Genomic DNA, 23,757 nt, shown 5'->3' on the forward strand with positions numbered 1-23,757 from the left:
CTCAATCAAGCAACGGGATGCCGCGTGACTGAACTGACTCCACTGCAAAACCTCTGGCTCACCGAAACCGTGCGCCTGCGCGAAGAACACGCAGGCCCGCTGGAGGATCTGGAAGCCAATCGCCTGGCCCGCGCGGCCGGCGGCGATCTGCCGGGACGCATTCAACGCCGCGCCCTGTGGCTGGCCGAGCGCGATGGTCTGACCTCTGCGCTCAAGCACTGGCTGCAAGGCGCACGCCTGGCGCTGGTGCTGCTGGCGATCTTCGCGGTACTAAGCGGTGCCGGTCTGGCTTTCGCCGCACTGGGCCAGACGCCGGTCAATGTGTTCTGGGCCCTGGGCAGTCTGCTGGGGTTGAATCTGATTCTGCTGTTGAGCTGGGCGCTGGGGCTGATCTTCGCTGGCGAACACGACGCTACACTCGGCCGCTTGTGGCTGTGGCTCAGTGAAAAACTCGCCCGCGACGCCAAGGCTGCTCAACTCGCACCGGCGCTGCTGCTGATGCTGCAACGCCAGAAACTCAATCGCTGGGCGCTCGGCACGCTGGTCAACGGCCTGTGGTTGCTGGCGATGTTCAGCGCGCTGGTTTTGCTGCTGACGCTGATGGCGACCCGGCGCTACGGCTTCGTCTGGGAAACCACGATTCTCAGCGCCGACACATTCATCAACATGACCCAGGCCCTCGGCGCATTGCCGGCGCTGCTGGGCTTCAACGTGCCGACCGTGGACATGATCCGCGCCAGCGGCGACACCGCGCTGAACATCGAAAGCGCCCGTCAGGCCTGGGCAACCTGGCTGGTCGGCGTGCTGGTGGTGTACGGCGTGCTGCCGCGTCTGCTGTTGGCGCTGTTTTGCTTCTGGCGCTGGAACAGCGGCAAAGCCGCATTGCGTCTGGACCTGAACCTGCCCGGTTACGCCCAACTGCGCGAGCGCCTGATGCCGACCAGCGAACGCCTCGGCATCACCGATCCAGAACCTGCGCAATTGCACCGCGTCGAAAGCACCGTCGGCGAACACGCCAGCGATGGCGCGTTGCTGGTGGCGATCGAACTCGACGATCAACACTCATGGCCGCCGACGCTGCCGAAAAACGTCAGCAACGCCGGCATCCTCGACAGCCGTGAATCGCGCAACAAACTGCTCGAACAGCTCAGCCGCTTCCCGCCGGCGCGCCTCGCGATTGCCTGCGACCCACGACGTTCGCCGGATCGCGGCAGCCTGGCGCTGATCGCCGAGCTGGCGCGCAATGCCACTGCGACCCGTGTCTGGTTGTTGCAGGCGCCGCAAGGACAAGCGCTGGATGCCGAACGCCTCGGTGACTGGCATGTGGCGTTGCAACAGCTGGAACTGCCGTTCGCCGATTGCGCCCCGTTGAACTGGCTGGAGCACGGACATGACTGATGCCTGGAAAGCGCCGCTGAAACTGGCGGTGGTCGGCCACACCAACGTCGGCAAGACTTCGCTGTTGCGCACCCTGACCCGCGACGTCGGCTTCGGCGAAGTCTCCCATCGACCGAGTACCACGCGGCATGTCGAAGGCGCGCGGTTGTCGGTGGATGGCGAGCCGTTGCTCGACCTCTACGACACGCCCGGTCTGGAAGACGCCATCGCCCTGCTGGATTTTCTGGAACGTCTGGAGCGCCCCGGCGAACGCCTCGACGGCCCGGCACGGCTGGCGCGGTTTCTCGACGGCAGCGAAGCGCGCCAGCGTTTCGAACAGGAAGCCAAAGTCCTGCGGCAACTGCTCGATTCCGATGCCGGCCTGTACGTGATCGACGCCCGCGAACCGGTGCTGGCCAAGTACCGCGATGAACTGGAAGTGTTGGCCAGTTGCGGCAAGCCGCTGCTGCCGGTGCTGAATTTCGTCAGCAGCGCCAACCACCGCGAGCCGGACTGGCGCGAAGCACTGGCGCGTCTCGGCCTGCATGCATTGGTGCGTTTCGACAGCGTCGCCCCGCCCGAGGACGGTGAGCGGCGGCTGTATGAAAGCCTCGCACTGTTGCTGGAAAACGCCCGCCCACAACTTGAACGCCTGATCGCCGATCAACAGGCCCAGCGCCTCGCCCGCGAGCAAAGCGCCGCACGCCTGATTGCCGAATTGCTGATCGACTGCGCTGCGTGCCGACGCAGTGTGGCGAGCAACGCCGAGCAGGAACAACAGGCCATCAGCGAACTGCGCAAAGCCGTGCGTCAACGCGAACAGAAGTGCGTCGAGGCGCTGCTGAAGCTCTACGCCTTCCGCCCGCAGGACGCCGCCGCCAGCGATCTACCGTTGCTCGACGGACGTTGGGGCGATGACCTGTTCAACCCGGAAACCCTCAAGCAACTCGGCGTGCGGGTCGGCGGCGGGATTGCGGCCGGTGCAGCGGCCGGTGCGGGTGTGGATTTGCTGGTCGGCGGCATCACCCTAGGCGCCGCCGCGCTGGCCGGCGCCATTGCCGGCGGCGCCCTGCAAACCGCCCGCAGCTATGGCAACCGCTTGATCGGCAAGATCAAGGGGCAGCGGGAGCTGACGGTCGACGACAACGTGTTGCGCCTGTTGGCCCTGCGTCAGCGGCAACTGTTGCAAGCGCTGAATGCCCGCGGCCATGCGGCGATGGATGCCGTTCAGGTGGCGACGCCGCAGGACAAGACCTGGCGCGAGGGCAAGTTGCCGGAAGCACTGAACAAGGCGCGGGCGCATCCGCAATGGTCTTCGCTGAATCCGCATCCGAAGCTGAATCAGGCGGAGCGGCAGGAGCAGATTGAGTCGTTGGTCGGGAAGGTGCTTGAGCTTTAGATCCGCGCCCTCACCCGGTCGACAACAAAACTTCAGCCTTGCGCTTGAGAACGGCAAGATCCATCACCGGCACCGCCATTTCCTTCGCCAGTTCATCCCACTGGCGCATTCGCAGGCTGACGGCGCACAACGGATCCTGCTCGAACGCATCCGCTTCAGCCTCGGTCATCACCCCGCCCTGATATTCCAGGGTGCGGCGGCTGGCTTCGCTCAAGCGGTCGTAATAGCCCGATTCCCTGAGCGTCAGATAGCGCTTGGCCTGGACGTGATATTCCACCAGTCGCGCCAGGCGTTCGCTGAAGCCGGCCTCACGCAAGTAATCCGCGCCGAGGCGTTCGTGGCTGACCACGCCGTAACCGCCCATGTTCTCTGCGCCTTCGGCACACAAGTGGCCGATGTCGTGGAAGAACGCGGCAAGCACCACTTCGTCGTCGAAGCCTTCGGCGATGGCCAGTTGCGCCGCCTGGGACATGTGCTCGATCTGCGACACCGGTTCGCCGATGTAGTCGCTGGCGCCGAAGCGCTCATAGAGGCCGAACACCCGGTCGATGACTTGCTCGTGACTCAACATCAGTGCTCTCCAAAAAGCTGTGCAACATTGCGCTCGGCCATGGCCGGGCCGACGCTCATGCCGACGCCGCTGTGCATCAGCGCCACACTCAGCCCCGGCGCCGGACGCAGGAACGAAAACGGCCCCGGACCCCGGGAACCATAGACGCCCTGCCAGCGCTCGACCACCTGCACCTTGCAACCGAGAGTCTGTTCGGCCAGTTCGAGCATCCAGTTGTCGACCTGCTCGGCGTTGAACGGTGATGGATCGCTGCCGTAATGGTGCGAGTCGCCGATGATCAGTTCGCCATACGGCGTCGGGCTGATCAGCAGGTGAATGCCGTTTTCCTGCAGGTGCGGTTGCTCGCGCAGGATTTGCGCCTGCACTGCGGCCGCTTCCGGCAGATCGGCGAAGGCGCCGTAATGCACGCAGCTGAGGCCGGTGAGCAAGGCGTGTTGCAGGTTCAGGTCGATCTGCGGCCGGGCGCGGAGCATTTGCAGTCGGCAGATTTGCGGGTCGAGGGCGGCAATCGGCTCGGCCAGCAAGGTCTGATAATCGTGGCCGGAGCAGACGATGATCTGCTTGGCGGAGAATGTGCCGGCAGTACTTTGCAGGCGCCCAGGCTCGACGTCGCGAACCAGCGTCGAGAAGTGAAACTCGACGTCGAGCTCGCGGCGCAGGTATTCGATCAGCGCCGGAATCGCTTCCCGGGAATACAGCTGTTGGTCGTCCATACCGTGCAGCGCGGCGCGGTGATGGCTGAACTGGCCGCCGTACAGATCGCGCAGCGCGGCACCGCGCAGCAGTTCGACGCGGTAGTCGTGCTCGACGGCGCGTCCGGCGCAGAAGGCTTCGAGCAAGTGCTCTTCGGCTTCGGTGCGGGCGAACAGGTACGAGCCGTTGCGCTTGAGTTGCAGGCCGGCGAGCTGCGCCCACTGGCCCCAGATGTCGCGGCTGGCTTTGGCCAGTTCGAGCATCGGGCCTGGTGGCTGGCCGGTGACCAGGGCCTGGCCGAAGTTGCGTACCGAGGCGCCAATGGGCGTGGCGGTGCGCTCGAAAACCGTGACCTTGAGACCGCGCCGGGCGGCGGCCCAGGCGTGGGACAGACCCAGGATGCCGGCGCCGACGATCAGCAAGTCTTTGTGTTGTGTCATGCAGCTACCTCAATGATCGTTCCCACGCTCTGCGTCACAGAGGACGCGGAGCGTCCTTGGCTGCATTCCCACGCGGAGCGTGGGAACGATCAATGCTCCGTCAGGGAACGATCGGGTAAGAAGATTTACTTGGCAGCGACTTTCTCGGACTTGCCGTCATAACGCTTGCGCCATTCGGTCAGGATCTCGTCGCGGTTCTTCGAGGCCCAGGCGAAGTCGTTCTTGATCAGGCGCTGCTCGTAGTCGGCCGGCAGTTCGGTCTGCGGCTTGGCGATGCCCGGTTGGGCGAGGACAGCGAAGTTTTCCTTGTACAGATCCATCGCCGGGGCGCTGGCGGAGAAGTCGGCCAGTTTCTTCGCAGCTTCTTCGTGCGGCGTGCCTTTGATCACGGCGGTGGCTTCGATCTCCCAGCCGAGGCCTTCCTTCGGCAGGATGATGTCCAGCGGCGCGCCCTGACGCTTCAGCTGAACGGCCGGGTATTCGAAGGAAATCCCGATCGGGAATTCGCCCGCTGCCGCCAGTTTGCAAGGCTTGGAACCGGAGTGAACGTACTGGCCGATGTTCTGGTGCAGACCGTCCATGTAGGCCCAGCCCTGTTTCTCGCCGAAGGTTTGCAGCCAGGCGCTGACGTCGAGGAAACCGGTGCCGGACGAGGCCGGGTTCGGCATCACGATCTTGCCCTTGTACTCAGGCTTGGTCAGGTCCTGCCAGCTCACCGGTTTGCTCAGGCCCTGCTTTTCGGCTTCGACGGTGTTGAAGCAAATCGTCGCGGCCCAGACGTCCATGCCGACCCAGGCTGGCGGGTTGGCGGCGTCGCGGTAGTTCGCGCCGATCTTGCCCAGATCCTTCGGCGCATAGCTTTGCAGCATGCCTTGCTGATCGAGGATCGCCAGGCTCGACGCCGCCAGGCCCCAGACCGCGTCAGCCTGCGGGCGATCCTTTTCGGCCAGCAGTTTGGCGGTGATGATCCCGGTGGAGTCGCGCACCCACTTGATCTCGACGTCCGGGTTGGCCTTTTCGAAGGCCTCTTTGTAGGACTTCAACTGCTCGGCTTCGAGGGCGGTGTACACCGTCAACTCGGTTTTTGCCGCGAAGGCATTCAGGCTGAAAGTAGCGAGCACAGCAGCGGCCAGGGCCATAGGCTTGAACATGATCGTTTTCCTGTCGGTGAGTTGAGGCTGAAGGGATAAGTCGTGGATCAGTGACCGGGCGCGGTTTGCCGCCAGGCCTGGGAACGGCGCAGCAAGCCGCGCGAAGCCCACGCCAGCAGCAAGGACACGCCCGCCGAGGTGAACAGAATCAGGGTCGACATCGCCGCCGCGCCGCCGACGTTGCCGGCGTCATCCATGTTCAGCACCGCCACCGCCGCGAGGAGGGTGTCGGGGCTGTAGAGGAAGATCGCGGCGGACACGGTGGTCATGGCCGAGACAAACAGGTAGCGCACGATGTCCAGCAGCGCCGGCAGGCAGATCGGCACGGTGACCCGCAGGTAATGCCGGTACAGCGGCGCCTTGAGCGACAGCGCGGCGGCTTCGAACTCGGCGTCGAGCTGGCGCAGCGCGGTGGTGGCGGTCATCTGCGCGGTGGTCAGATAGTGAGCAATGGTGCAGACGATCAGCAGGGTCATGGTCCCGTACAGCACGTGCAGCGGGTTGCCGGTCAGGTTGAAAAAGAAGACGTAACCCAGACCCAGCACCAGCCCCGGCACCGCCATCGGTACGAAACTGAGCATGCGCAGTGTCAGATTCAGCCCGCGCTGGTTGCGGGTCTTTTCCATCAGGTAGGCGCCCGTGAAGATCAGCACACTGCCAATCAGCGCCGTGCCCAGCGCCATCTTCAAACTGTTGCCGTAGGCCAGCCAGCCACCGCCGGCGGTTTCGTTGAACTGATAGTGGTTGAGCGACAGCGACAGGTTGTACGGCCAGAACTTCACCAGCGACGAGAATACCGCCATGCCGAACACCAGCAGCAACGCGGCGCTGATCAGCAGGACCACGCTGAGATAAAAGGCATCGCGCTTCTTCGACGGCGCCGGTTTGAACACCTGGGCGCGACCGCTCATGGAGTCGCCGTGACGCCGACGCAGCCAGGCATCGACGCCAAAACTGAACAGCGCCGGCAGCAGCAGAACCATGCCGATCAACGCGCCGCGACCGAATTGCTGCTGGCCGACCACCGCTTTGTAGGCTTCCAGCGCCAGCACTTGATAGTCGCCACCGACCACCACCGGCACACCGAAATCGGTGATGGTCAGGGTGAACACCAGACAGAATGCGGCAAACACGGCCTGACGGGTCGCCGGCCAGGTGATGCTGCGGAAGGCTTTCCCTGGCCCCGCGCCCATGCTCGACGCAGCGTCGAACAATCGCGCATCCGCCAGCGACAGGGCTGACAGCAAAATCATCAAGGCGTGTGGGAAGGTGTAGATCACCTCACCCAGAACAATCCCCCAGAAACCGTAGATGTTGTCGGACAGCAGCCCGCGCAACATCCCCTGATTGCCGAACAGATAGACCAGCGCGATCCCCGGCAGCATCGACGGCGCCATCAGCGGCAGCAGGGAAATCCCACGCCAGATGCCTTTGCCGGAAATCAACGTGCGCTGCAAGGCGTAGGCAAACAGGTAGGCCAGCGGTACGACGATCGCCGCGACGCTGAGGGAAACTTTCAGGCTGTTACCGAGCAGCCAGTGGAAATTGTCGCTGGTCACCAGTTCCTTCGCAGCGAGCCAGCCACCGCCCTGCCCGGCTTCGCTGCTGAAGCCGCGCCAGAAGATCGCCAGCAATGGCAACAGCACCGCCACACCGAGCAGCACCAGCAGCAGGAGTTTGCCGCCGAGGACGAAGATCCGGTCGCCGACCTCGGCCCCGGACACCTGCCGCGCTTGCTTTTGCGGCAGCGGCAGTGCGAGGTTGCTGTTCATCAGGCAAACACCTGCAGGCTGCGTGGCGGCAAGGCGACCATGATCTGCTGGGCGCCGAGGCGCGGCATGGCTTCCGGTGCCAGTTCGGCGAGCAAAGCGTGGCCAGGCAATTGATCGAGCTCGAAGCTCATGCGGCAGCGGTTGCCGAGGAAAGTGATCTCGCGGACTTTGGCCGGGAACAGGTTTTCTTCGTGCACCAGCGGATTGACGTTGATCGCCTCCGGGCGGCAGAACAGCCGGCCCGACGGGCTGTGGACGCTGCCGTCGGCCAGGCGCAGGTTCATCCCGCCGACCTTGGCGTGGCTGTCGCTGCTGCGCTGGAACGGCAGCCAGTTGCCCTGGCCGACAAACTCGGCCACGAACGGCGTGGCCGGGCGGTTGTAGATTTCCTGCGGGGTGGCGTACTGCTCGACCTTGCCGTTGTTCATCACGGCAATGCGGTCGGCCATCAGCATGGCTTCATCCTGATTGTGGGTGACCATCAGGGTGGTGATGCCGAGGTTGCGTTGCAGTTGACGCAGCTCGGTGCACAGATGCTCGCGAACCCGGGCATCGAGGGCCGACATCGGTTCGTCGAGCAACAGCAGCGACGGCGCCGGTGCCAGAGCCCGGGCCAGTGCCACCCGTTGCTGCTGGCCGCCGGACAATTGGCCGGGGTACTTCTTCTCACTGCCGGTGAGGCCGACCAGTTCCAGCATCTGACCGACGCGACGGCGCACTTCATCGCGACCGCTGCCGGCGAGGCCGTAGGCAATGTTCGCTTTGACGGTCAGATTGGGGAACAGCGCGTAGGACTGGAACAGGATGCCGTAGTCGCGGGCCTGCGGCGCGAGGTGGGAAACATCGCGCTCGCCGAGGTAAAGCTCGCCGCTGTCCTGCTTCTCCAGACCGGCGATGCAACGCAGCAACGTGGTCTTGCCGCAGCCCGACGGGCCGAGCAGGCACACCAGTTCACCGGCCGCGACATCGAGGGAGACGTTATCCAGCGCAGTGAATGCGCCGAAGCGCTTCTGCACGCCGCGCACTTTCATCGGTGCGCCGGGGTTGGTCAGGGCAGTTGCAATTGCAGGGATCATGGACAGGCCTCATCAAGCAGATGAGACGAATCCTAGAGTTGTAATGCGTCGGTCATATGGCAACAAGGCAAAATCGACCGATAGTGGTATTCAGGGATTTTGGTTCCCCGCAGAGCGTGGGAACGATCATTACGATCAGGCCGGGGACATTTCCTGCGCCAGTCCGAGAAACGCTGCCGGCAAGCGGGCGTTCTTGCGTTCCTTGAGGCAGTAGAGGTATTCGGGAATCTGCGGCGCATTTTCGAGGGTCAGCACCCGCAACTGCGGATCGTGCGGCACTTCCTGACGTGCAATGATGCTGATGCCGATGTTGCGCAGCACCGCCTCGCGAATCGATTCGCGGCTGCCGATCTCCAGCAACGGGCCGAAACTGACGCCGGCGCTGGCCAGCAATTCTTCGGTGAGGCGACGGGTAGTTGAGCCGGATTCACGCATCAACAAGGTATGCCCGGCCAGCGCACTCAGCGTCACATGCTCGTGCGCCGCCAGCGGATGATTGCGATGCACCGCCAGCACCAGCGGATCGCTGCCTAGCACTCTACGGATCAGCCGCGCATCGTCGAGCAATTGCGACGAGGCCGCGACATCCACCCGATAATCCTCCAGCGCTTCGAGCACCTGCTGCGAGTTGCCGATTTCCACCGACACTTCTACCTGTGGCAAACGCTCGCGGAAGGTCTTAACCAGATCAAGGATGTAATACGGCGCGGTGGCGGCGATGCGCAGGGTGCCCTGCACCTGGCCGCTGTTACGCAGGAAGAACTCGATATCGGCTTCCTGCTGCAACAAGGCTTTGACCATCGGCAACAGTCGCGCACCTTCGTCGCTGACACTCAAGCGCCGGCCGCCACGGTAGAACAACTCCACCGAATACTGGCTTTCCAGATTGCGGATCTGGGTGGTCACGGTCGGTTGGCTGAGGCCGAGCTTTTTCGCCGCCAGCGTGATGCTGCCCAGACGGGCCACCATGTAAAACGCTTTCAGCTCGGCACTCAGCACAACCGCCCCTCTTCCTCTATTTGCGCAGCAGGCGCAAACCGTTGAACACCACCAGCAGGCTCACGCCCATGTCGGCAAACACCGCCATCCACATGGTGGCGAGCCCGGCGAAGGTTACCCCAAGAAAGATCGCTTTGATCACCAGCGCCAGCGCGATGTTCTGTTTGAGGATAGTGGCGGTATGGCGCGACAGGCTGATGAAGGCCGGAATCTTGCGCAGATCGTCGTCCATCAGGGCGACATCGGCGGTTTCGATCGCGGTGTCGGTGCCGGCCGCCGCCATCGCAAAGCCGATCTCGGCCCGAGCCAGTGCCGGTGCGTCGTTGATGCCGTCGCCGACCATGCCGACTCGACGGCCCTGCGCGTACAGTTCTTCGATGGCTTGCAGTTTGTCGGTTGGCAGCAAGTCGCCCTTGGCCTGGTCGATCCCGACCTGCGCCGCAATCGCCTGCGCGGTGTGGACGTTGTCGCCGGTGAGCATCAGGGTTTTCACGCCCAGTTCGTGCAGTTGGCGGATCGCTTCGCGGCTGGTTTCCTTGACCGTGTCGGCCACGGCGAACAATGCCAGCGGGCCGGAACGGTCGAGCAGCAACACCACGGACTTGCCCTGTTTCTCCAGCGCGAACAGCTTTTCTTCCAGTTGCGGCGAGCACAGGCCCAGTTCTTCCACCAGACGGTGGTTGCCCAAGTGGTAGACCTGACCGTTGACCTCGCCCTTTACCCCACGGCCGGCCAGCGCTTCGAAGTTATCCACAAGCAGAGCCGCGAACCCTTTATCCACAGCCGCATTGGCGATGGCCAGCGATACGGGGTGATCGGAGCGACCGGCCAGCGCGGCGGCAATCGCCGGGGCCGTGGCGTCGGCGGTCGGGTCGAGGGACAGGTAATCGGTCTGTACCGGTTTGCCGTGGGTGAGGGTGCCGGTCTTGTCGAGGGCCAGATAGTCGAGCTTGAAACCGCCCTCCAGGTACACGCCGCCCTTGACCAGAATGCCTTTGCGCGCCGCAGCCGCGAGGCCGCTGACGATGGTCACCGGGGTGGAAATCACCAGTGCGCAAGGGCACGCGACCACTAGCAGCACCAAGGCGCGGTAGATCCAGTCGAACCACGCGGCGCCCATGAACAGCGGCGGGATGATCGCCACGGCCAGCGCCAGGACGAAGACCACCGGGGTGTAGATTTTCGAAAACTGATCGACGAAGCGCTGAGTCGGCGCTCGCGCGCCTTGCGCCTGTTCCACGGCGTGGATGATCCGCGCCAGAGTCGAATTGTTCGCCGCTGCCGTTACCGCGTATTCCAGCGAACCGGCCTGGTTGATGGTGCCCGCAAAGACCTTGTCGCCGACGGTTTTCTCCACCGGCAGGCTCTCACCGGTAATCGGCGCTTGATCGATAGTCGAACTGCCACTGACGACTTCACCGTCCAGCGCAATGCGCTCACCGGGTTTAACCCGCACGCGGGCGCCGAGATCGATGCTTTTGACGTCCAGTTCGACCCAGTTACCGTCCGCCTGCAACACCGTCGCCTGCTCCGGCGTCATCTGCATCAGGCCGCTGATGGCGTTGCGTGCGCGGTCCAGCGAGCGCGCTTCGATCAGCTCGGCCACGGTGAACAGGAACATCACCATCGCCGCTTCCGGCCACTGGCCGATCAACACGGCGCCGGTCACGGCGATGCTCATCAGGGCGTTGATGTTGAGGTTGCGGTTCTTCAGGGCGATCCAGCCCTTCTTGTAGGTGGTGAGGCCGCCGCTGAGGATGGAAATCAGCGCAATGATCGCCACCACCCAGGTCGGGGCGGCGCTGGTGAAGTGGATCACTTCGGCAGCGAGCGCACCGACGCCGGACAGCGCCAGCGGCCACCAGTGTTTTTTCACCGGCGCCGTCGTTGGCGCTTCGACGCCCGCCTCCAGCGGCTCGGCCTGCATGCCCAGGGATTTGATCGCGTCGATGATCGGCGCGGTGTCCGGCAGATTGTGTGTCACACCGAGCACGCGGTTGATCAGGTTGAATTCCAGTTGCTGGATCCCGGCCAGTTTGCCGAGCTTGTTCTGGATCAGCGTCTGCTCCGTCGGGCAGTCCATCGCCTCGATGCGGAAGCTGCTCAGCCGGGCGTCAGCGCTTTTTGCCTCGCTCAGTTTCACCAGTGACGGCGCGGTGGCTTTCGACGAGCAGCACGAGTCTTCACTCGAATGAACCGGCGCAGGCGCAACGGTTTTCGACCCGCAGCAGGAGTCGCCGGCGTGGGCATGTTTATGCACAGGCTGCAGTTTGTGACTGTGATCGTGCCCGTCGCCGGGCTTGTGGGTGTGCAGGGAATCGCTCATTGGTCGCGTCCATGAAGGTGCCTGTTGCCAAGTAAAGACCCTGTAGCCACTATAGGGTCAAGCACCCTTTTGGAGATTGCCGTCATGAAGATCGGAGAACTGGCGAAACAAACCGATTGCGCCGTGGAAACCATTCGCTACTACGAACGCGAAAACCTGCTGCCGGAACCGGCCCGCAGCGACGGCAACTACCGCGTCTACACTCAGGCCCACGCCGAGCGCCTGACCTTCATCCGCAACTGCCGCACCCTCGACATGACCCTCGAAGAAATCCGCAGCCTGCTCGCCTTGCGCGACAGCCCGCAGGATCAGTGCGAAAGCGTGAATGCGCTGATCGACGAGCACATCCAGCACGTCAAGGCGCGGATCGACGGGCTACTGGCGCTGCAGACGCAACTGCTCGAGCTGCGCCAGCGCTGTGGCGAAGGGCCGGAAGCGGATCAGTGCGGGATTTTGCAGAGGCTGGAAGTCACTGGCGGGGTTGTGGCAACCGAAGTCGAACATTCCCATGTGGGCAGAAGCCACGGCCACTAACGATTGACGCTCGTTCCCATGCTCCGCGTGGGAATGTCGCCATGGACGCTCCGCGTCCAAAGTGACGCGGAGCGTCACGGGATTCATTCCCACGCAGAGCGTGGGAACGATCCTGCCGACTAGACCGCCATCGGCGCGGTCATCGGCGCATGGTGCTCGTAGCCTTCCAGCGAGAAGTCGCTCGGCTCCACCAGCTCCAGCCACTCCGGCTGATAAACACCGGTCTTGGCAAACTCCGGCACGCGGTCCGAAATCTTCAGTTTCGGCATGGCGAACGGCTCGCGCTTGAGCTGTTCGTTGAGCATGTCCAGGTGGTTTTCGTAGACGTGGGCGTCACCGATGAAATAGGTGAACCAGCGCGGCGTGTAGCCGGTCAGGCGACCGATCAGGCTCAGCAGCGCGGCGCCTTCGGTGAGGTTGAACGGCGTGCCCAGACCCAGGTCGTTGGAGCGGATGTAGAGGGTCAGGGAAATTTCCTTGGTCTCGACATTCGGGTGGAACTGGTACAGCAGATGGCACGGCGGCAGGGCCATTTCATCGAGCTGGGCGCAGTTCCAGCCGTGGAACAGGATGCGGCGGCTGCCCGGGTCCTTGATGATCGTGTCGACGCACTGGCGCACCTGATCGATGGCTTTGTACAAGACCACATAGGCCTGGCCGTCTTCTTCGCCCTGTGCAATCTGCTTGTAGCCGTTGCTCAGGGTTTGTTCGATGGCGGCGGTGTTGCTCAACGGGATCTGCTTGTACGCCGGCCATTTGCGCCATTGCACGCCGTAGATTTCGCCGAGGTCGTCTTCGCCCTGACGGAACGGATTGGCCAGCCACTGGGCGTTTTCGTTGGCGTTCTGATCCCAGACCTTGCAGCCCAGCGCACGGAATTCCGCAGCGTTGTTCACACCACGCAGAAAGCCGCACATCTCGCCGATGGCCGATTTGAAGGCCATCTTGCGGGTGGTGATCGCCGGGAATCCTTCCTGCAGATCGAAGCGCAGCATGGCGCCCGGAAAGCTGATGGTGTTCACGCCGGTACGGTTGGCCTGTTTGGTGCCGTTGTTGATGACGTGCGACACCAGATCGAGATATTGCTTCATGAGTTACCTGTGTCCTTGAGCCCCGGCAAACGTCGCCGGGGTTCGAATATTTAAGCTGTCGGTGCAACCGGCGCCGCCGGGGCGCGGTGGTAGGCCAGCCAGATCAGGAACAGCCCGCCGATGATCATCGGTACGCAGAGTACCTGACCCATGGTCAGCCAGTTCCAGGCCAGATAGCCCAGTTGCGCGTCCGGCACGCGGACGAATTCGACGATGAAACGGAAGATGCCATAGAACAGCGCGAACATGCCCGAGACCGCCATGGTCGGCCGCGGCTTGCGCGAGAACAGCCAGAGGATCAGGAACAGCGCCACGCCTTCCAGAGCGAACTGATACAGCTGCGACGGGTGACGCGGCAGTTGCGCCGGGTCGCTGAACGGCGGGAACACCATGGCCCACGGCACGTCGGTGGCCTTGCCCCACAGCTCGGCGTTGATGAAGTTGCCGATGCGTCCGGCGCCCAGACCGATCGGCACCATCGGCGCCACGAAGTCCATCAGTTGGAAGAACGACTTGCCGTTACGCTTGCCGAACCACAACGCGGCCAGCATCACGCCGATGAAACCGCCGTGGAACGACATGCCGCCCTTCCACACTTCGAAAATCAGCGTCGGGTTGGCGATGTAGGCGCTCAGGTCGTAGAACAGCACATAGCCCAGACGCCCGCCGACAATCACACCCATCGACAGCCAGAACACCAGGTCGGAGAGTTTTTCCTTGGTCCAGGTCGGGTCGAAACGGTTGAGCCGGCGCGATGCCAGCAGCCACGCGCCGCCGATGCCGACCAGGTACATCAGGCCGTACCAGTGGATTTTCAGCGGACCGATGGCCAGGGCCACCGGATCGATCTGCGGGTAAGGCAGCATTGCGACTCCTCGTTAGCATTCAAATCTTCAAAAATTCCCGGGCGACGCTGTCACCTCAGGATTAAGCCAGGATTGCGACCTGCCAAAACACACGGCTCAGAACAGAAAGCTCAGGCCCACGCAAAACAGCAAAGCCGCGAACAGCCGTTTCAGCAACTTCGGCGACAACTTGTGCGCCAGCCGCGCGCCGAGACGGGCGAACACCATGCTGGTCAGCGCAATGCCAAGCAGCGCCGGCAAATACACAAAACCGAGACTATGGGCCGGCAGCAACGGATCATGCCAGCCCAGAATCATGAAACTTATTGCACTGGCCACAGCAATCGGCAGACCGCAGGCCGACGAGGTCGCCACCGCCTGCTGCATCGGCACGCTGCGCCAGGTCAGGAACGGCACGGTCAGCGAGCCGCCGCCAATCCCGAAAATCGCCGATGCCCAGCCGATCACACTGCCGGCCACGGTCAGACCGAGTTTACCCGGCACCGTTCGGCTGGCCTTGGGTTTGACGTCCAGCGCCAGCTGCGCCGCGATCACCAGGGCGAACACACCGATGATCTTTTGCAGGTTGGGCCCGGAGATCGCTTCGGCGGTCAGCGCTCCGAAACCGGCGCCGAGCAGGATGCCGACGGTCATCCACTTGAAGATCGGCCAGCGCACCGCGCCGCGTCGATGATGCTCGCGCACCGCGTTGACCGACGTGAAGATGATCGTCGCCAGGGACGTGCCGACCGCCAGATGGGTCAGGATCGACGGATCGAAGCCCTGCAAGGTGAAACTGAACACCAGCACCGGGACGATGATGATCCCGCCGCCCACCCCGAACAGCCCGGCCAGTACGCCCGCACAGGCGCCCAGCGCCAGATAGAGCAGAAATTCCATGACTGCCTCCCAAGGCACGTCCCCAAAACCGGAGCGGCATGGTAACGGATGGATACCCTTCGGCTCCACTGGCGATGGATGCACGGACGATGTCTGCGTAGAGTGGGCAAAAAACACACAAGGACCACCTTATGTGCCTGATTGTTTTCGCCTGGCGACCGGGGCATGCCCAGCCGCTGATCGTCGCGGCCAACCGTGACGAATTCTACGCCCGGCCGAGCCTGCCGCTGGCCCAGTGGCCCGAGTCGCCGCATGTTCACGCCGGCCGTGATCTTGAGGCCGGGGGAACCTGGCTCGGCTTGGGCGCCAACGGTCGTTTTGCGGCGCTGACCAACATTCGCGATCCGCATCAGCCGCCGGCCCGGCGCTCCCGGGGTGAACTGGTGGCGGGTTTTCTGACCGGAAACCTGTCGATCGATGACTATTTGTCTGACGTTGTCGCCCGTTCGCCGGAATATGCCGGGTTCAATCTGCTGCTGGGCAATGCCAACGAGCTGTGGCACTTCAATGCGCGGTCTTCGGAACCGGTGATGTTGCAGCCCGGCGTCTATGGTCTGTCCAACGCCGGGCTGGATACGCCGTGGCCGAAACTGCTCAAGGCCAAGGCGGCATTGAGTGCCGTGCTGGATGATCCGCAGCCCGAGCGGTTGTTGGCTTTATTGAGCGATGCGCAAACGGCACCGTTTGCCGAGCTGCCGGACACCGGCGTGGGGCTGGCGACCGAGTCGTTGTTGTCGAGTGTGTTTATTGCCAGCCAGAGTTACGGGACGCGGGCGAGTACGGCGTTGATCGTGCAGGCGGACGGGACGCGGCGGATGGTCGAGCGCAGTTTCGGGCCGTATGGCGGGCATTTGGGGGAAGTGGAGATCAAAATTTAAAAGCCACCCTCACCCCAGCCCTCTCCCGGAGGGAGAGGGAGCCGACCGAGGTGTCTTGAGCCTTACATCGACCTGAAAGATCGAGTCGATTATGGATTCAATACAACTCGTTCAGGTCGATGCATATCTGCAGCATCCCGCGATCAGTCCCCTCTCCCTTTGGGAGAGGGTTAGGGTGAGGGGCTTTTCGGGATCGCCACTAATCTAGAGGGGTTTGACCGCCGCCGGATTGACCATCTTCGCCAACCCAAGATTCTTCAACGCCAGTTGCAGCGAGCTGTGGATGACCTGCGGGTTGTCGATGGTCATCAGTTCCGCCAGCAGATCCTTGGCCTTGCTCAGGTTGATCTGGCGCAGCATCCATTTCACCTTCGGCAGGTTGGTGGCGTTCATCGACAGGCTGTCGAAACCCATCGCCATCAACAGCACCGCTGCCGCCGGGTCACCAGCCATCTCGCCGCAGATACTCACCGGCTTGCCTTCGGCATGGGCGTCGCGCACTACGGTTTGCAGGGCTTGCAGCACCGCGGGGTGCAGGTAGTCGTAAAGATCTGCCACCCGTGGGTTGTTGCGGTCCACCGCCAGCAGGTACTGGGTCAGGTCGTTGGAGCCGACCGACAGGAAGTCCACCATCCGCGCCAGTTCCTTGGTCTGGTAAACCGCCGCAGGAATTTCGATCATCACGCCCACCGGCGGCATCGGCACGTCGGTGCCTTCGTCGCGCACTTCGCCCCAGGCCCGGTGAATCAGGTGCAGCGCCTCTTCGAGCTCGTGGATGCCGGAGATCATCGGCAGCAGGATCCGCAGGTTGTTCAGGCCTTCGCTGGCCTTGAGCATCGCACGGGTCTGCACCAGGAATATTTCCGGGTGGTCGAGAGTGACGCGGATCCCGCGCCAGCCGAGGAACGGGTTGTCTTCCTTGATCGGGAAGTACGACAGCGACTTGTCGCCGCCGATGTCCAGGCTGCGCATGGTCACCGGTTGCGGATGGAACGCGGCGAGCTGCTCGCGGTAGATCGCCAGTTGTTCCTTCTCGCTCGGGAAGCGCTGGTTGATCATGAACGGCACTTCGGTGCGGTACAGACCGACACCTTCGGCGCCGCGCTTCTGCGCTCGCGCCACGTCCGCCAGCAGGCCGGTGTTGACCCACAGTGGCATGCGGTGGCCGTCCAGGGTCACACACGGCAGGTCGCGCAGGGTATCGAGCCCCAGCGCCAGTTGCTTCTCTTCCTCCACCACCTCGGTGAACTGCTTGCGCAGCACTTCGCTGGGGTTGGTGTAAACCTCGCCCCGTGTGCCGTCGACGATCATTTCGATGCCGTCGACCTTGGCGTACGGCAGATCGACCAGACCCATTACAGTCGGGATACCCATGGCCCGGGCCAGGATCGCGACGTGGGAGTTGCCCGAACCGAGTACCGACACCAGACCGACCAGCGTGCCTTCCGGCACCTCGCCGAGCATCGCCGGCGTCAGTTCTTCGCTGACCAGAATGGTTTTTTCCGGGTAGACCAGGTTCTGCTGACGCTCTTCCTGCAAATAGGCGAGCAGGCGTCGGCCCAGGTCCTTGACGTCCGACGCCCGCTCCCGCAGGTACTCGTCGTCCATCAGATCGAAACGGTTGACGTGATCGGTCACGACCTGGCGCAGCGCGCCCTGGGCCCATTGACCGGTCTTGATCACGTTGGTGATTTCACTGCCCAACGAGGCATCGTCGAGCATCATCAGGTAGACGTCGAACAGCGCGCGCTCTTCCGGACGCAACTGGGTCGCCAGTTTGGCCGACAACGCGCGCATGTCGGCGCGCACGCCTTCGATGGCGGTCTTGAACAGCGCCAGTTCCGCGTCGATGTCGGTGATGGTCTTGTCCGGCACCACGTCCAGATCCGCCGGTGGCAGCATGACCACCGCGGTACCGACCGCCGCGCCCGGCGAACCCGGTACGCCGACGAACTTGGCTTCCTGGATGCCCTTGCCCTGACGGCCGAGGCCACGGATGGAACCTGTGGCCTCGGCGTGGGCGATTACGCCCGCGAGCTGCGCGCTCATGGTCACGAGGAAGGCTTCTTCACCTTCATCGAACTGGCGGCGTTCTTTCTGCTGGATGACCAACACGCCGACGACGCGGCGGTGGTGAATGATCGGCGCCCCGAGGAACGAGGCGTAGCGCTCCTCGCCGGTTTCGGCAAAGTAGCGGTAGCGCGGGTGATCCGCGGCGTTTTCGAGGTTCAGGGGTTCTTCACGCGTGCCGACCAGGCCGACCAGACCTTCGTTGGGTGCCATGCTGACCTTGCCGATCGAGCGCTTGTTCAAGCCCTCGGTGGCCATCAGCACGAAGCGGTTGGTCTCCGGATCAAGCAGGTAGACCGAGCAGACCTGGCTGCCCATGGCCTCTTTGACGCGCAACACAATAATCCCCAACGCCGCCTTGAGATCCTTGGCGGAGTTAACTTCCTGGACGATCTTGCGCAGCGTATTGAGCATGGCTCGGGGTCGAACTCCGTCGTCAGTCGCGCGCTAAAAGGCGCGGGGCAAGCTCTTTGAGAGCGCGGCGATACACTTCGCGCTTGAATGTCACCACCTGGCCCAACGGATACCAATAACTGACCCAGCGCCAGCCATCGAACTCCGGTTTACCGGTCAAATCCATCCGCACCCGCTGCTCGTTGGAGATCAGGCGCAGGAGAAACCATTTCTGTTTCTGGCCGATGCACAGCGGTTGGCTGTGGGTTCGCACCAGACGTTGCGGCAAACGATAGCGCAACCAGCCCCGGGTGCAGGCCAGTATTTCAACATCTTCGCGTTCCAGGCCAACTTCTTCGTTCAGCTCGCGGTACAAGGCGTCTTCCGGCGTCTCCTCGGGATTGATTCCCCCTTGTGGAAACTGCCAGGCATCTTGATTGATACGGCGAGCCCATAGCACCTGGCCGGCGTCATTCGTCAGAATGATCCCGACATTAGGGCGGAAACCATCGGGGTCGATCACGGCAACAACCTCGCAAACGCATGTCGCCGCATTGTTCCACAAAGGTTGTGAAGGCGGCAACGAGGGTTCCGAGCTTATGTGCACTCTTGTGAAAAGACCGTATTCTTGTGGCCTTTTTACTGACTTTTCAGCGGGTAACTGCAATGCGCCTGGCTTTATTCGATTTGGACAACACCCTTCTGGGCGGCGACAGCGATCACGCCTGGGGCGATTATCTGTGCGAACGCGGCTTCCTCGACCCGGTCGCCTACAAGGCGCGCAACGACGAGTTCTATCAGGATTACCTGGCCGGCAAACTGGATAACGCTGCCTACCTGAACTTCTGCCTGGAAATCCTCGGCCGCACCGAGATGGCCGTGCTTGAGCAGTGGCACAACGATTACATGCGCGACTGCATCGAGCCGATCATGCTGCCGAAAGCGCTTGAGTTGCTGAAAAAGCACCGCGACGCCGGCGACAAACTGGTGATCATCACCGCCACCAACCGCTTCGTCACCGCACCGATCGCCGTGCGCCTGGGCGTCGAAACCCTGATCGCTACCGAGTGCGAGATGCAGGACGGTCGCTACACCGGGCGCAGCACCGATGTGCCGTGCTTCCGCGAAGGCAAGGTGACGCGCCTGAACCGCTGGCTGGAAGAAACCGGGCATTCGCTGGAAGGCAGCTATTTCTACAGCGACTCGATGAATGACCTGCCGCTGCTGGAACAGGTGGCGAATCCGGTGGCGGTCGACCCGGATCCGAACCTGCGGGCCGAAGCCGAGAAACGTGGCTGGCCCGTCATAAGCCTTCGCGACTGATACTGCCATCGCTGGCAAGGCCAGCTCCCACAAAGAATTTGTGAACGCGTCAGATCAATGTGGGAGCGAGCCTGCTCGCGAACGGGGTCGAAGCGGTCCCAAGCCTTAAACCGGCTTCGCCCCCATCAACGCCGCAATGGCCAGAAATCCGACGCCGCTGACAATGGCCAGCGCCAGATTGAATTTCCGGTTGCCGACCCCGCTGGTCCATAGCCGATTAAGCCGAACAAGCAGCCAGACCGCGCTGAATGTGGCCACGGCATAGATCACGCTGGACCCCAGAATCCAAAACTGTCCCAACGGCCAGCCAATCAGGTGCACCAACCACCAGCCGGTGAAAGGCATGCTGAGCACGCCGATCAGCATCAGACACCAGACGAACAACCAGGGTCGCTGCATCGTGCTGGCCGGCCCCTCGCTGCGATTACGCCAGGAAACAGCGGCGAGCCCCAGCCCGCTCGCCAGTATCACCACGGTCGCCGCGACGTGAAGGACTTTCAGGGTGGTCAGGGTTTCCATGAATTTCTCTTTCCTTGGGCCATACCCATCAGCGTAGCCGTTCAGCCAAGAAACAGCTGATAGGCCGGGTTGTCGCTTTCGTCCCAGTACGGGTAGCCGATTTCCTCAAGGGCTGCGGGCACCAGATGACGTTCGTCGTGGGGCACTTGCAGGCCCGCCACTACGCGGCCGTCCGCTGCGCCGTGGTTGCGGTAGTGGAACATCGAAATGTTCCAGCGACCGCCGAGCTTGTTGAGAAAGTTGAACAGCGCGCCCGGACGCTCCGGGAACTCGAAGCGCAGCACCACTTCATCGACCACGTGCGCCGCGCGACCGCCGACCATGTGACGGATGTGCAGCTTGGCCAGTTCGTTGTCGGTCAGGTCGAGCACCGGGAACCCCTGTTCGGTCAGGCTCGCCAGCAGTGCGCTACGCGGGTCGTTGTCCGGGTGGGTCTGCACGCCGACAAAGATGTGCGCTTCGCTGCCATTGTTGTAGCGGTAGTTGAATTCAGTGATCTGGCGCTTGCCGATGGCCTCGCAGAAGGCCTTGAAGCTGCCGGCCTTCTCGGGGATGGTCACGGCGATGATCGCTTCGCGGCCTTCACCCAGCTCGGCGCGCTCGGCGACGTGGCGCAAGCGGTCGAAGTTGACGTTGGCCCCGGAGTCGATGGCCACGAAGGTCTGGCCGCTGACGCCGCGCTGCTCGACGTACTTCTTGATCCCGGCCACGCCCAGCGCGCCGGCCGGTTCGGTGATCGAGCGGGTATCGTCGTAGATGTCCTTGATCGCCGCGCAGATTTCGTCGGTGCTGACGGTGATCACTTCATCGACGTAATCCTTGCAGATGTCGAAGGTGTGCTGGCCGATCTGCGCCACCGCCACGCCGTCGGCGAAGATGCCTACAGTCGGCAGCACCACGCGTTCGCCCGCCGCCATCGCCGCTTGCAGGCAGTTGGAGTCATCGGGCTCGACGCCGATGACCTTGATGTCCGGCCGCAGGTATTTCACGTACGCCGCGATACCGGCGATCAGACCGCCGCCGCCCACCGGAACGAAAATCGCATCCAGCGGCTGCGGATGCTGGCGCAGGATTTCCATCGCCACGGTGCCCTGCCCGGCAATGGTGTGCGGATCGTCGTACGGGTGGATGTAGACGTAGCCTTTTTCATCGACCAGTTTCAGCGAGTAGGCCAGGGCTTCCGGGAAGGAATCGCCGTGCAGCACCACCTTGCCGCCACGGGAGCGCACGCCTTCGACCTTGATCTCCGGGGTGGTCTTGGGCATCACGATGGTCGCTTTCACGCCCAGCACTTTCGCCGCCAGGGCCAGGCCTTGCGCATGGTTGCCCGCCGACGCGGTGACCACGCCGCGAGCGCGCTCTTCGTCGCTCAACTGGGTCAGCTTGTTGTAGGCGCCGCGAATTTTGAACGAGAACACCGGCTGCAAGTCTTCGCGCTTGAGCCAGATGTCGTTGCCCAGCCGCTCGGAGAGCTGGCGGGCGTTCTGCAGCGGGGTTTCTACGGCAACGTCATAAACGCGCGAGGTGAGGATCTTCTTGACGTACTGTTCGAGCATCGGAAAGCATCACTGGCGGTTGGGCGGGACCAGCGAGTCTAACCCGCCTTTTGGGCGCACGACCACACGAATCCAGAGGTTTTAGCCCGGCTTGAGGCTATAATGCCGGCCTTTCCGTTCTTACCTTGCCCGCTTCCGGAGCCCGCATGACCCAGGATCAACTCAAACAGGCCGTTGCCCAGGCCGCCGTCGACTTCATCCTTCCGAAACTCGACGACAAGAGCATCGTCGGCGTCGGCACCGGCTCCACCGCCAACTGCTTCATCGACGCCCTCGCCCAGCACAAGGGCGCGTTCGATGGCGCGGTCGCGAGCTCCGAAGCCACCGCTGCGCGCCTCAAGGGCCACGGGATTCCGGTGTATGAGCTGAACACCGTGAGCAACCTGGAGTTCTACGTCGACGGCGCCGATGAAAGCGACGAGCACCTGAACCTGATCAAGGGCGGCGGCGCAGCCCTGACCCGCGAGAAGATCGTCGCGGCTGTGGCCCAGACATTCATCTGCATCGCCGACGCCAGCAAACTGGTGCCGGTGCTGGGCGCGTTCCCGCTGCCGGTGGAAGTGATTCCGATGGCTCGCAGCCACGTCGCCCGCCAGCTGGTGAAGCTGGGCGGCGACCCGGTCTACCGCGAAGGCGTGCTGACCGACAACGGCAACATCATCCTCGACGTGCACAACCTGCAGATCACCAATCCGGTGGAGCTGGAAGCGCAGATCAACGCGATCGTCGGCGTGGTCACCAACGGTTTGTTCGCGGCGCGTCCGGCGGATCTGCTGTTGCTGGGTACCAGCGAAGGTGTGAAGACCCTCAAAGCTGAATAAACCAGGCTGCCCACATATTTGTGGGCAGATGAAAAACCTGTGGGAGCTAGCTTGCTCGCTCCCACAGTGTTTTGTGGTGTTGGTTAATTCTGCGCAGGCTTCCTGAAGACATAAAACAGATTCGGCTCGCTCACCAGATACAACGTCCCGTCGTCATCCATCGCGATACCTTCCGCCTGCGGCACGGTTTTCTTCAGGCCCTGCCGGCCACCGCTCAATGACATGGTGCTCAACGGGCGCCCGTCCACATCCAGTTCCAGAATCAGCCGTGACTCGTCGGACAGCGCCAGTAAATGGCCGCTGCGCTCGTCGTATTGCAGGCTCGACAGATCGCGCACGAACATCCCGGCATCGCGCTTGGGATTGTTGATCACGTGTACCGCGTAGGATTTTTCCGGATTGAAGTGCGGAAACCCGTGCACTTCATAGATCAGCATCGGATCCCGTTCTTTGGCCACGAACAGGCGCTTGCCCACCGAGTCGTAAGCCAGGCCTTCAAAGCCCTTGTTGCCGCTCATGTGCACACCGAGGGTCATTTGCTCGGCGTCCGCTGCATCGAGGAACGTGGTGCCGTGTTCCAGATGGATCTTGATCAGGCGTTGCTGGCGTTCATCGGTGATCACGTAGGTGTCGGCGCTGATGAACTCCACCGCCTCCGGATCACCGAAGCCGATCAAGGCGACACGGCGCAGGATCGTGCCGTCCAGCGACAGCTCGACCAGTTCGGCATTCTTGTTGGTCACGGTGAACAGGCTCTTGCGCACCGGATCGTAGGTCAGCGCCGAGACATCGTCGTTCAGCCCGTCGATGACCTTCGCTTCAATCTCCACCCGGTATTGATCCAGCCCGATCGCCTCGCTGCTCATCGGCTGCCATAGCGTATGCAGGTTGAACCAGGCACGCTCGAACAGGCGCATGTATTGGCCGATCGCAATCAACGCGATCAGGGCAATCACCGACAGGATGATGAACAGAGGCTTGGGACGGGCAAGTCGACGCATTCGGGCAGGCTCGGAGTCAAAA

General features: G+C 62.8%; 21 protein-coding genes. 6 read left to right on the forward strand and 15 right to left on the reverse strand.

All coding sequences use genetic code 11. From position 1 onward, the window contains the following. Positions 1-24: 24 nt before the first annotated feature. Together ABFB52_RS27735 and ABFB52_RS27740 are read left to right on the forward strand one after the other, a co-directional pair. A complete protein-coding gene (locus tag ABFB52_RS27735) occupies positions 25-1,398 on the forward strand; it encodes a DUF2868 domain-containing protein (RefSeq protein ID WP_129972255.1) in 1,374 nt (457 codons plus the stop codon). Then, a complete protein-coding gene (locus tag ABFB52_RS27740; RefSeq protein ID WP_102685798.1) occupies positions 1,391-2,776 on the forward strand; it encodes a GTPase/DUF3482 domain-containing protein in 1,386 nt (461 codons plus the stop codon). The genes ABFB52_RS27735 and ABFB52_RS27740 overlap by 8 nt, the downstream gene beginning before the upstream one ends. Positions 2,777-2,786: 10 nt before the next feature. Here the strand turns inward: ABFB52_RS27740 and ABFB52_RS27745 are convergent, their stop codons facing one another. The 7 genes from ABFB52_RS27745 to ABFB52_RS27775 all read right to left on the reverse strand — a co-directional run bounded on the left by ABFB52_RS27745 (position 2,787) and on the right by ABFB52_RS27775 (position 11,804). Next, positions 2,787-3,347 carry a phosphonate degradation HD-domain oxygenase gene (locus tag ABFB52_RS27745; protein ID WP_129972256.1) on the reverse strand — a complete coding sequence of 187 codons (561 nt, stop codon included), beginning with the start codon at positions 3,345-3,347 and terminating at the stop codon, positions 2,787-2,789. After that, the gene (locus ABFB52_RS27750) at positions 3,347-4,480 is read right to left on the reverse strand and encodes a TIGR03364 family FAD-dependent oxidoreductase (RefSeq protein WP_129972257.1); all 1,134 of its coding nucleotides are present in this window, start codon (positions 4,478-4,480) and stop codon (positions 3,347-3,349) included. The genes ABFB52_RS27745 and ABFB52_RS27750 overlap by 1 nt, the downstream gene beginning before the upstream one ends. Positions 4,481-4,605: 125 nt before the next feature. Beyond that, positions 4,606-5,631, reverse strand: coding sequence for a putative 2-aminoethylphosphonate ABC transporter substrate-binding protein (locus ABFB52_RS27755; protein WP_085746716.1), 1,026 nt, complete (start codon positions 5,629-5,631; stop codon positions 4,606-4,608). Positions 5,632-5,678: 47 nt separating this feature from the next. Then, positions 5,679-7,403 (reverse strand): putative 2-aminoethylphosphonate ABC transporter permease subunit, encoded by a 1,725-nt coding sequence (locus ABFB52_RS27760; protein WP_129972258.1) that lies wholly within the window; start codon positions 7,401-7,403, stop codon positions 5,679-5,681. Further along, positions 7,403-8,479, reverse strand: a complete 1,077-nt coding sequence (locus ABFB52_RS27765; protein WP_129972259.1) for a putative 2-aminoethylphosphonate ABC transporter ATP-binding protein — start codon at positions 8,477-8,479, stop codon at positions 7,403-7,405. The genes ABFB52_RS27760 and ABFB52_RS27765 overlap by 1 nt, the downstream gene beginning before the upstream one ends. Positions 8,480-8,614: 135 nt before the next feature. Next, complete coding sequence (locus ABFB52_RS27770) at positions 8,615-9,478, reverse strand: LysR family transcriptional regulator (RefSeq protein WP_085646996.1); 864 nt, start codon at positions 9,476-9,478, stop codon at positions 8,615-8,617. A 16-nt stretch (positions 9,479-9,494) separates the two neighbouring features. After that, positions 9,495-11,804 carry a heavy metal translocating P-type ATPase gene (locus tag ABFB52_RS27775; RefSeq protein ID WP_129972260.1) on the reverse strand — a complete coding sequence of 770 codons (2,310 nt, stop codon included), beginning with the start codon at positions 11,802-11,804 and terminating at the stop codon, positions 9,495-9,497. A gap of 84 nt (positions 11,805-11,888) precedes the next feature. On the opposite strand from ABFB52_RS27775, the gene cadR reads away from it, so the two are divergent. Then, a complete protein-coding gene (gene cadR, locus ABFB52_RS27780; protein WP_129972261.1) occupies positions 11,889-12,338 on the forward strand; it encodes a Cd(II)/Pb(II)-responsive transcriptional regulator in 450 nt (149 codons plus the stop codon). A 119-nt stretch (positions 12,339-12,457) separates the two neighbouring features. On the opposite strand, the gene ABFB52_RS27785 is transcribed toward cadR, so the two are convergent. The 3 genes from ABFB52_RS27785 to ABFB52_RS27795 form a co-directional block, all read right to left on the reverse strand. Further along, a complete protein-coding gene (locus tag ABFB52_RS27785) occupies positions 12,458-13,429 on the reverse strand; it encodes a thymidylate synthase (RefSeq protein ID WP_011336420.1) in 972 nt (323 codons plus the stop codon). A gap of 50 nt (positions 13,430-13,479) precedes the next feature. After that, positions 13,480-14,295 (reverse strand): prolipoprotein diacylglyceryl transferase, encoded by an 816-nt coding sequence (gene lgt / locus ABFB52_RS27790; protein ID WP_007953463.1) that lies wholly within the window; start codon positions 14,293-14,295, stop codon positions 13,480-13,482. 96 nt (positions 14,296-14,391) lie between these two features. Continuing rightward, positions 14,392-15,174, reverse strand: a complete 783-nt coding sequence (locus ABFB52_RS27795; protein WP_085746720.1) for a sulfite exporter TauE/SafE family protein — start codon at positions 15,172-15,174, stop codon at positions 14,392-14,394. A 131-nt stretch (positions 15,175-15,305) separates the two neighbouring features. On the opposite strand from ABFB52_RS27795, the gene ABFB52_RS27800 reads away from it, so the two are divergent. Next, entirely contained in the window at positions 15,306-16,052 is a 747-nt protein-coding gene (locus ABFB52_RS27800; RefSeq protein ID WP_085746721.1) for an NRDE family protein, read from the forward strand. 204 nt (positions 16,053-16,256) lie between these two features. Here ABFB52_RS27800 and ptsP read toward each other — a convergent pair whose 3' ends face one another. Together ptsP and ABFB52_RS27810 are read right to left on the reverse strand one after the other, a co-directional pair. Next, positions 16,257-18,536: a phosphoenolpyruvate--protein phosphotransferase gene (gene ptsP, locus ABFB52_RS27805; RefSeq protein ID WP_064600191.1), complete on the reverse strand. Its 2,280-nt coding sequence runs from the start codon at positions 18,534-18,536 to the stop codon at positions 16,257-16,259. Positions 18,537-18,558: 22 nt separating this feature from the next. Then, complete coding sequence (locus tag ABFB52_RS27810) at positions 18,559-19,038, reverse strand: RNA pyrophosphohydrolase (protein ID WP_003229203.1); 480 nt, start codon at positions 19,036-19,038, stop codon at positions 18,559-18,561. Positions 19,039-19,181: 143 nt separating this feature from the next. Here ABFB52_RS27810 and ABFB52_RS27815 point away from each other — a divergent pair, with 143 nt between their 5' ends. Continuing rightward, positions 19,182-19,838 carry an HAD family hydrolase gene (locus tag ABFB52_RS27815; RefSeq protein WP_085605945.1) on the forward strand — a complete coding sequence of 219 codons (657 nt, stop codon included), beginning with the start codon at positions 19,182-19,184 and terminating at the stop codon, positions 19,836-19,838. Between the two features lie 105 nt (positions 19,839-19,943). Here ABFB52_RS27815 and ABFB52_RS27820 read toward each other — a convergent pair whose 3' ends face one another. Further along, positions 19,944-20,357, reverse strand: coding sequence for a DUF2269 family protein (locus ABFB52_RS27820; RefSeq protein WP_011336425.1), 414 nt, complete (start codon positions 20,355-20,357; stop codon positions 19,944-19,946). Positions 20,358-20,398: 41 nt separating this feature from the next. Further along, entirely contained in the window at positions 20,399-21,913 is a 1,515-nt protein-coding gene (ilvA, locus tag ABFB52_RS27825) for a threonine ammonia-lyase, biosynthetic (protein ID WP_011336426.1), read from the reverse strand. A gap of 146 nt (positions 21,914-22,059) precedes the next feature. On the opposite strand from ilvA, the gene rpiA reads away from it, so the two are divergent. Beyond that, positions 22,060-22,734, forward strand: a complete 675-nt coding sequence (rpiA, locus tag ABFB52_RS27830) for a ribose-5-phosphate isomerase RpiA (protein WP_007953476.1) — start codon at positions 22,060-22,062, stop codon at positions 22,732-22,734. 83 nt (positions 22,735-22,817) lie between these two features. Here rpiA and ABFB52_RS27835 read toward each other — a convergent pair whose 3' ends face one another. Beyond that, positions 22,818-23,735: an SdiA-regulated domain-containing protein gene (locus ABFB52_RS27835; protein ID WP_085746722.1), complete on the reverse strand. Its 918-nt coding sequence runs from the start codon at positions 23,733-23,735 to the stop codon at positions 22,818-22,820. Positions 23,736-23,757 lie beyond the last annotated feature (22 nt).

The organism is Pseudomonas sp. 9.2(2024) (genome assembly GCF_039695385.1).
Classification (GTDB): domain Bacteria; phylum Pseudomonadota; class Gammaproteobacteria; order Pseudomonadales; family Pseudomonadaceae; genus Aquipseudomonas; species Aquipseudomonas paraglycinae.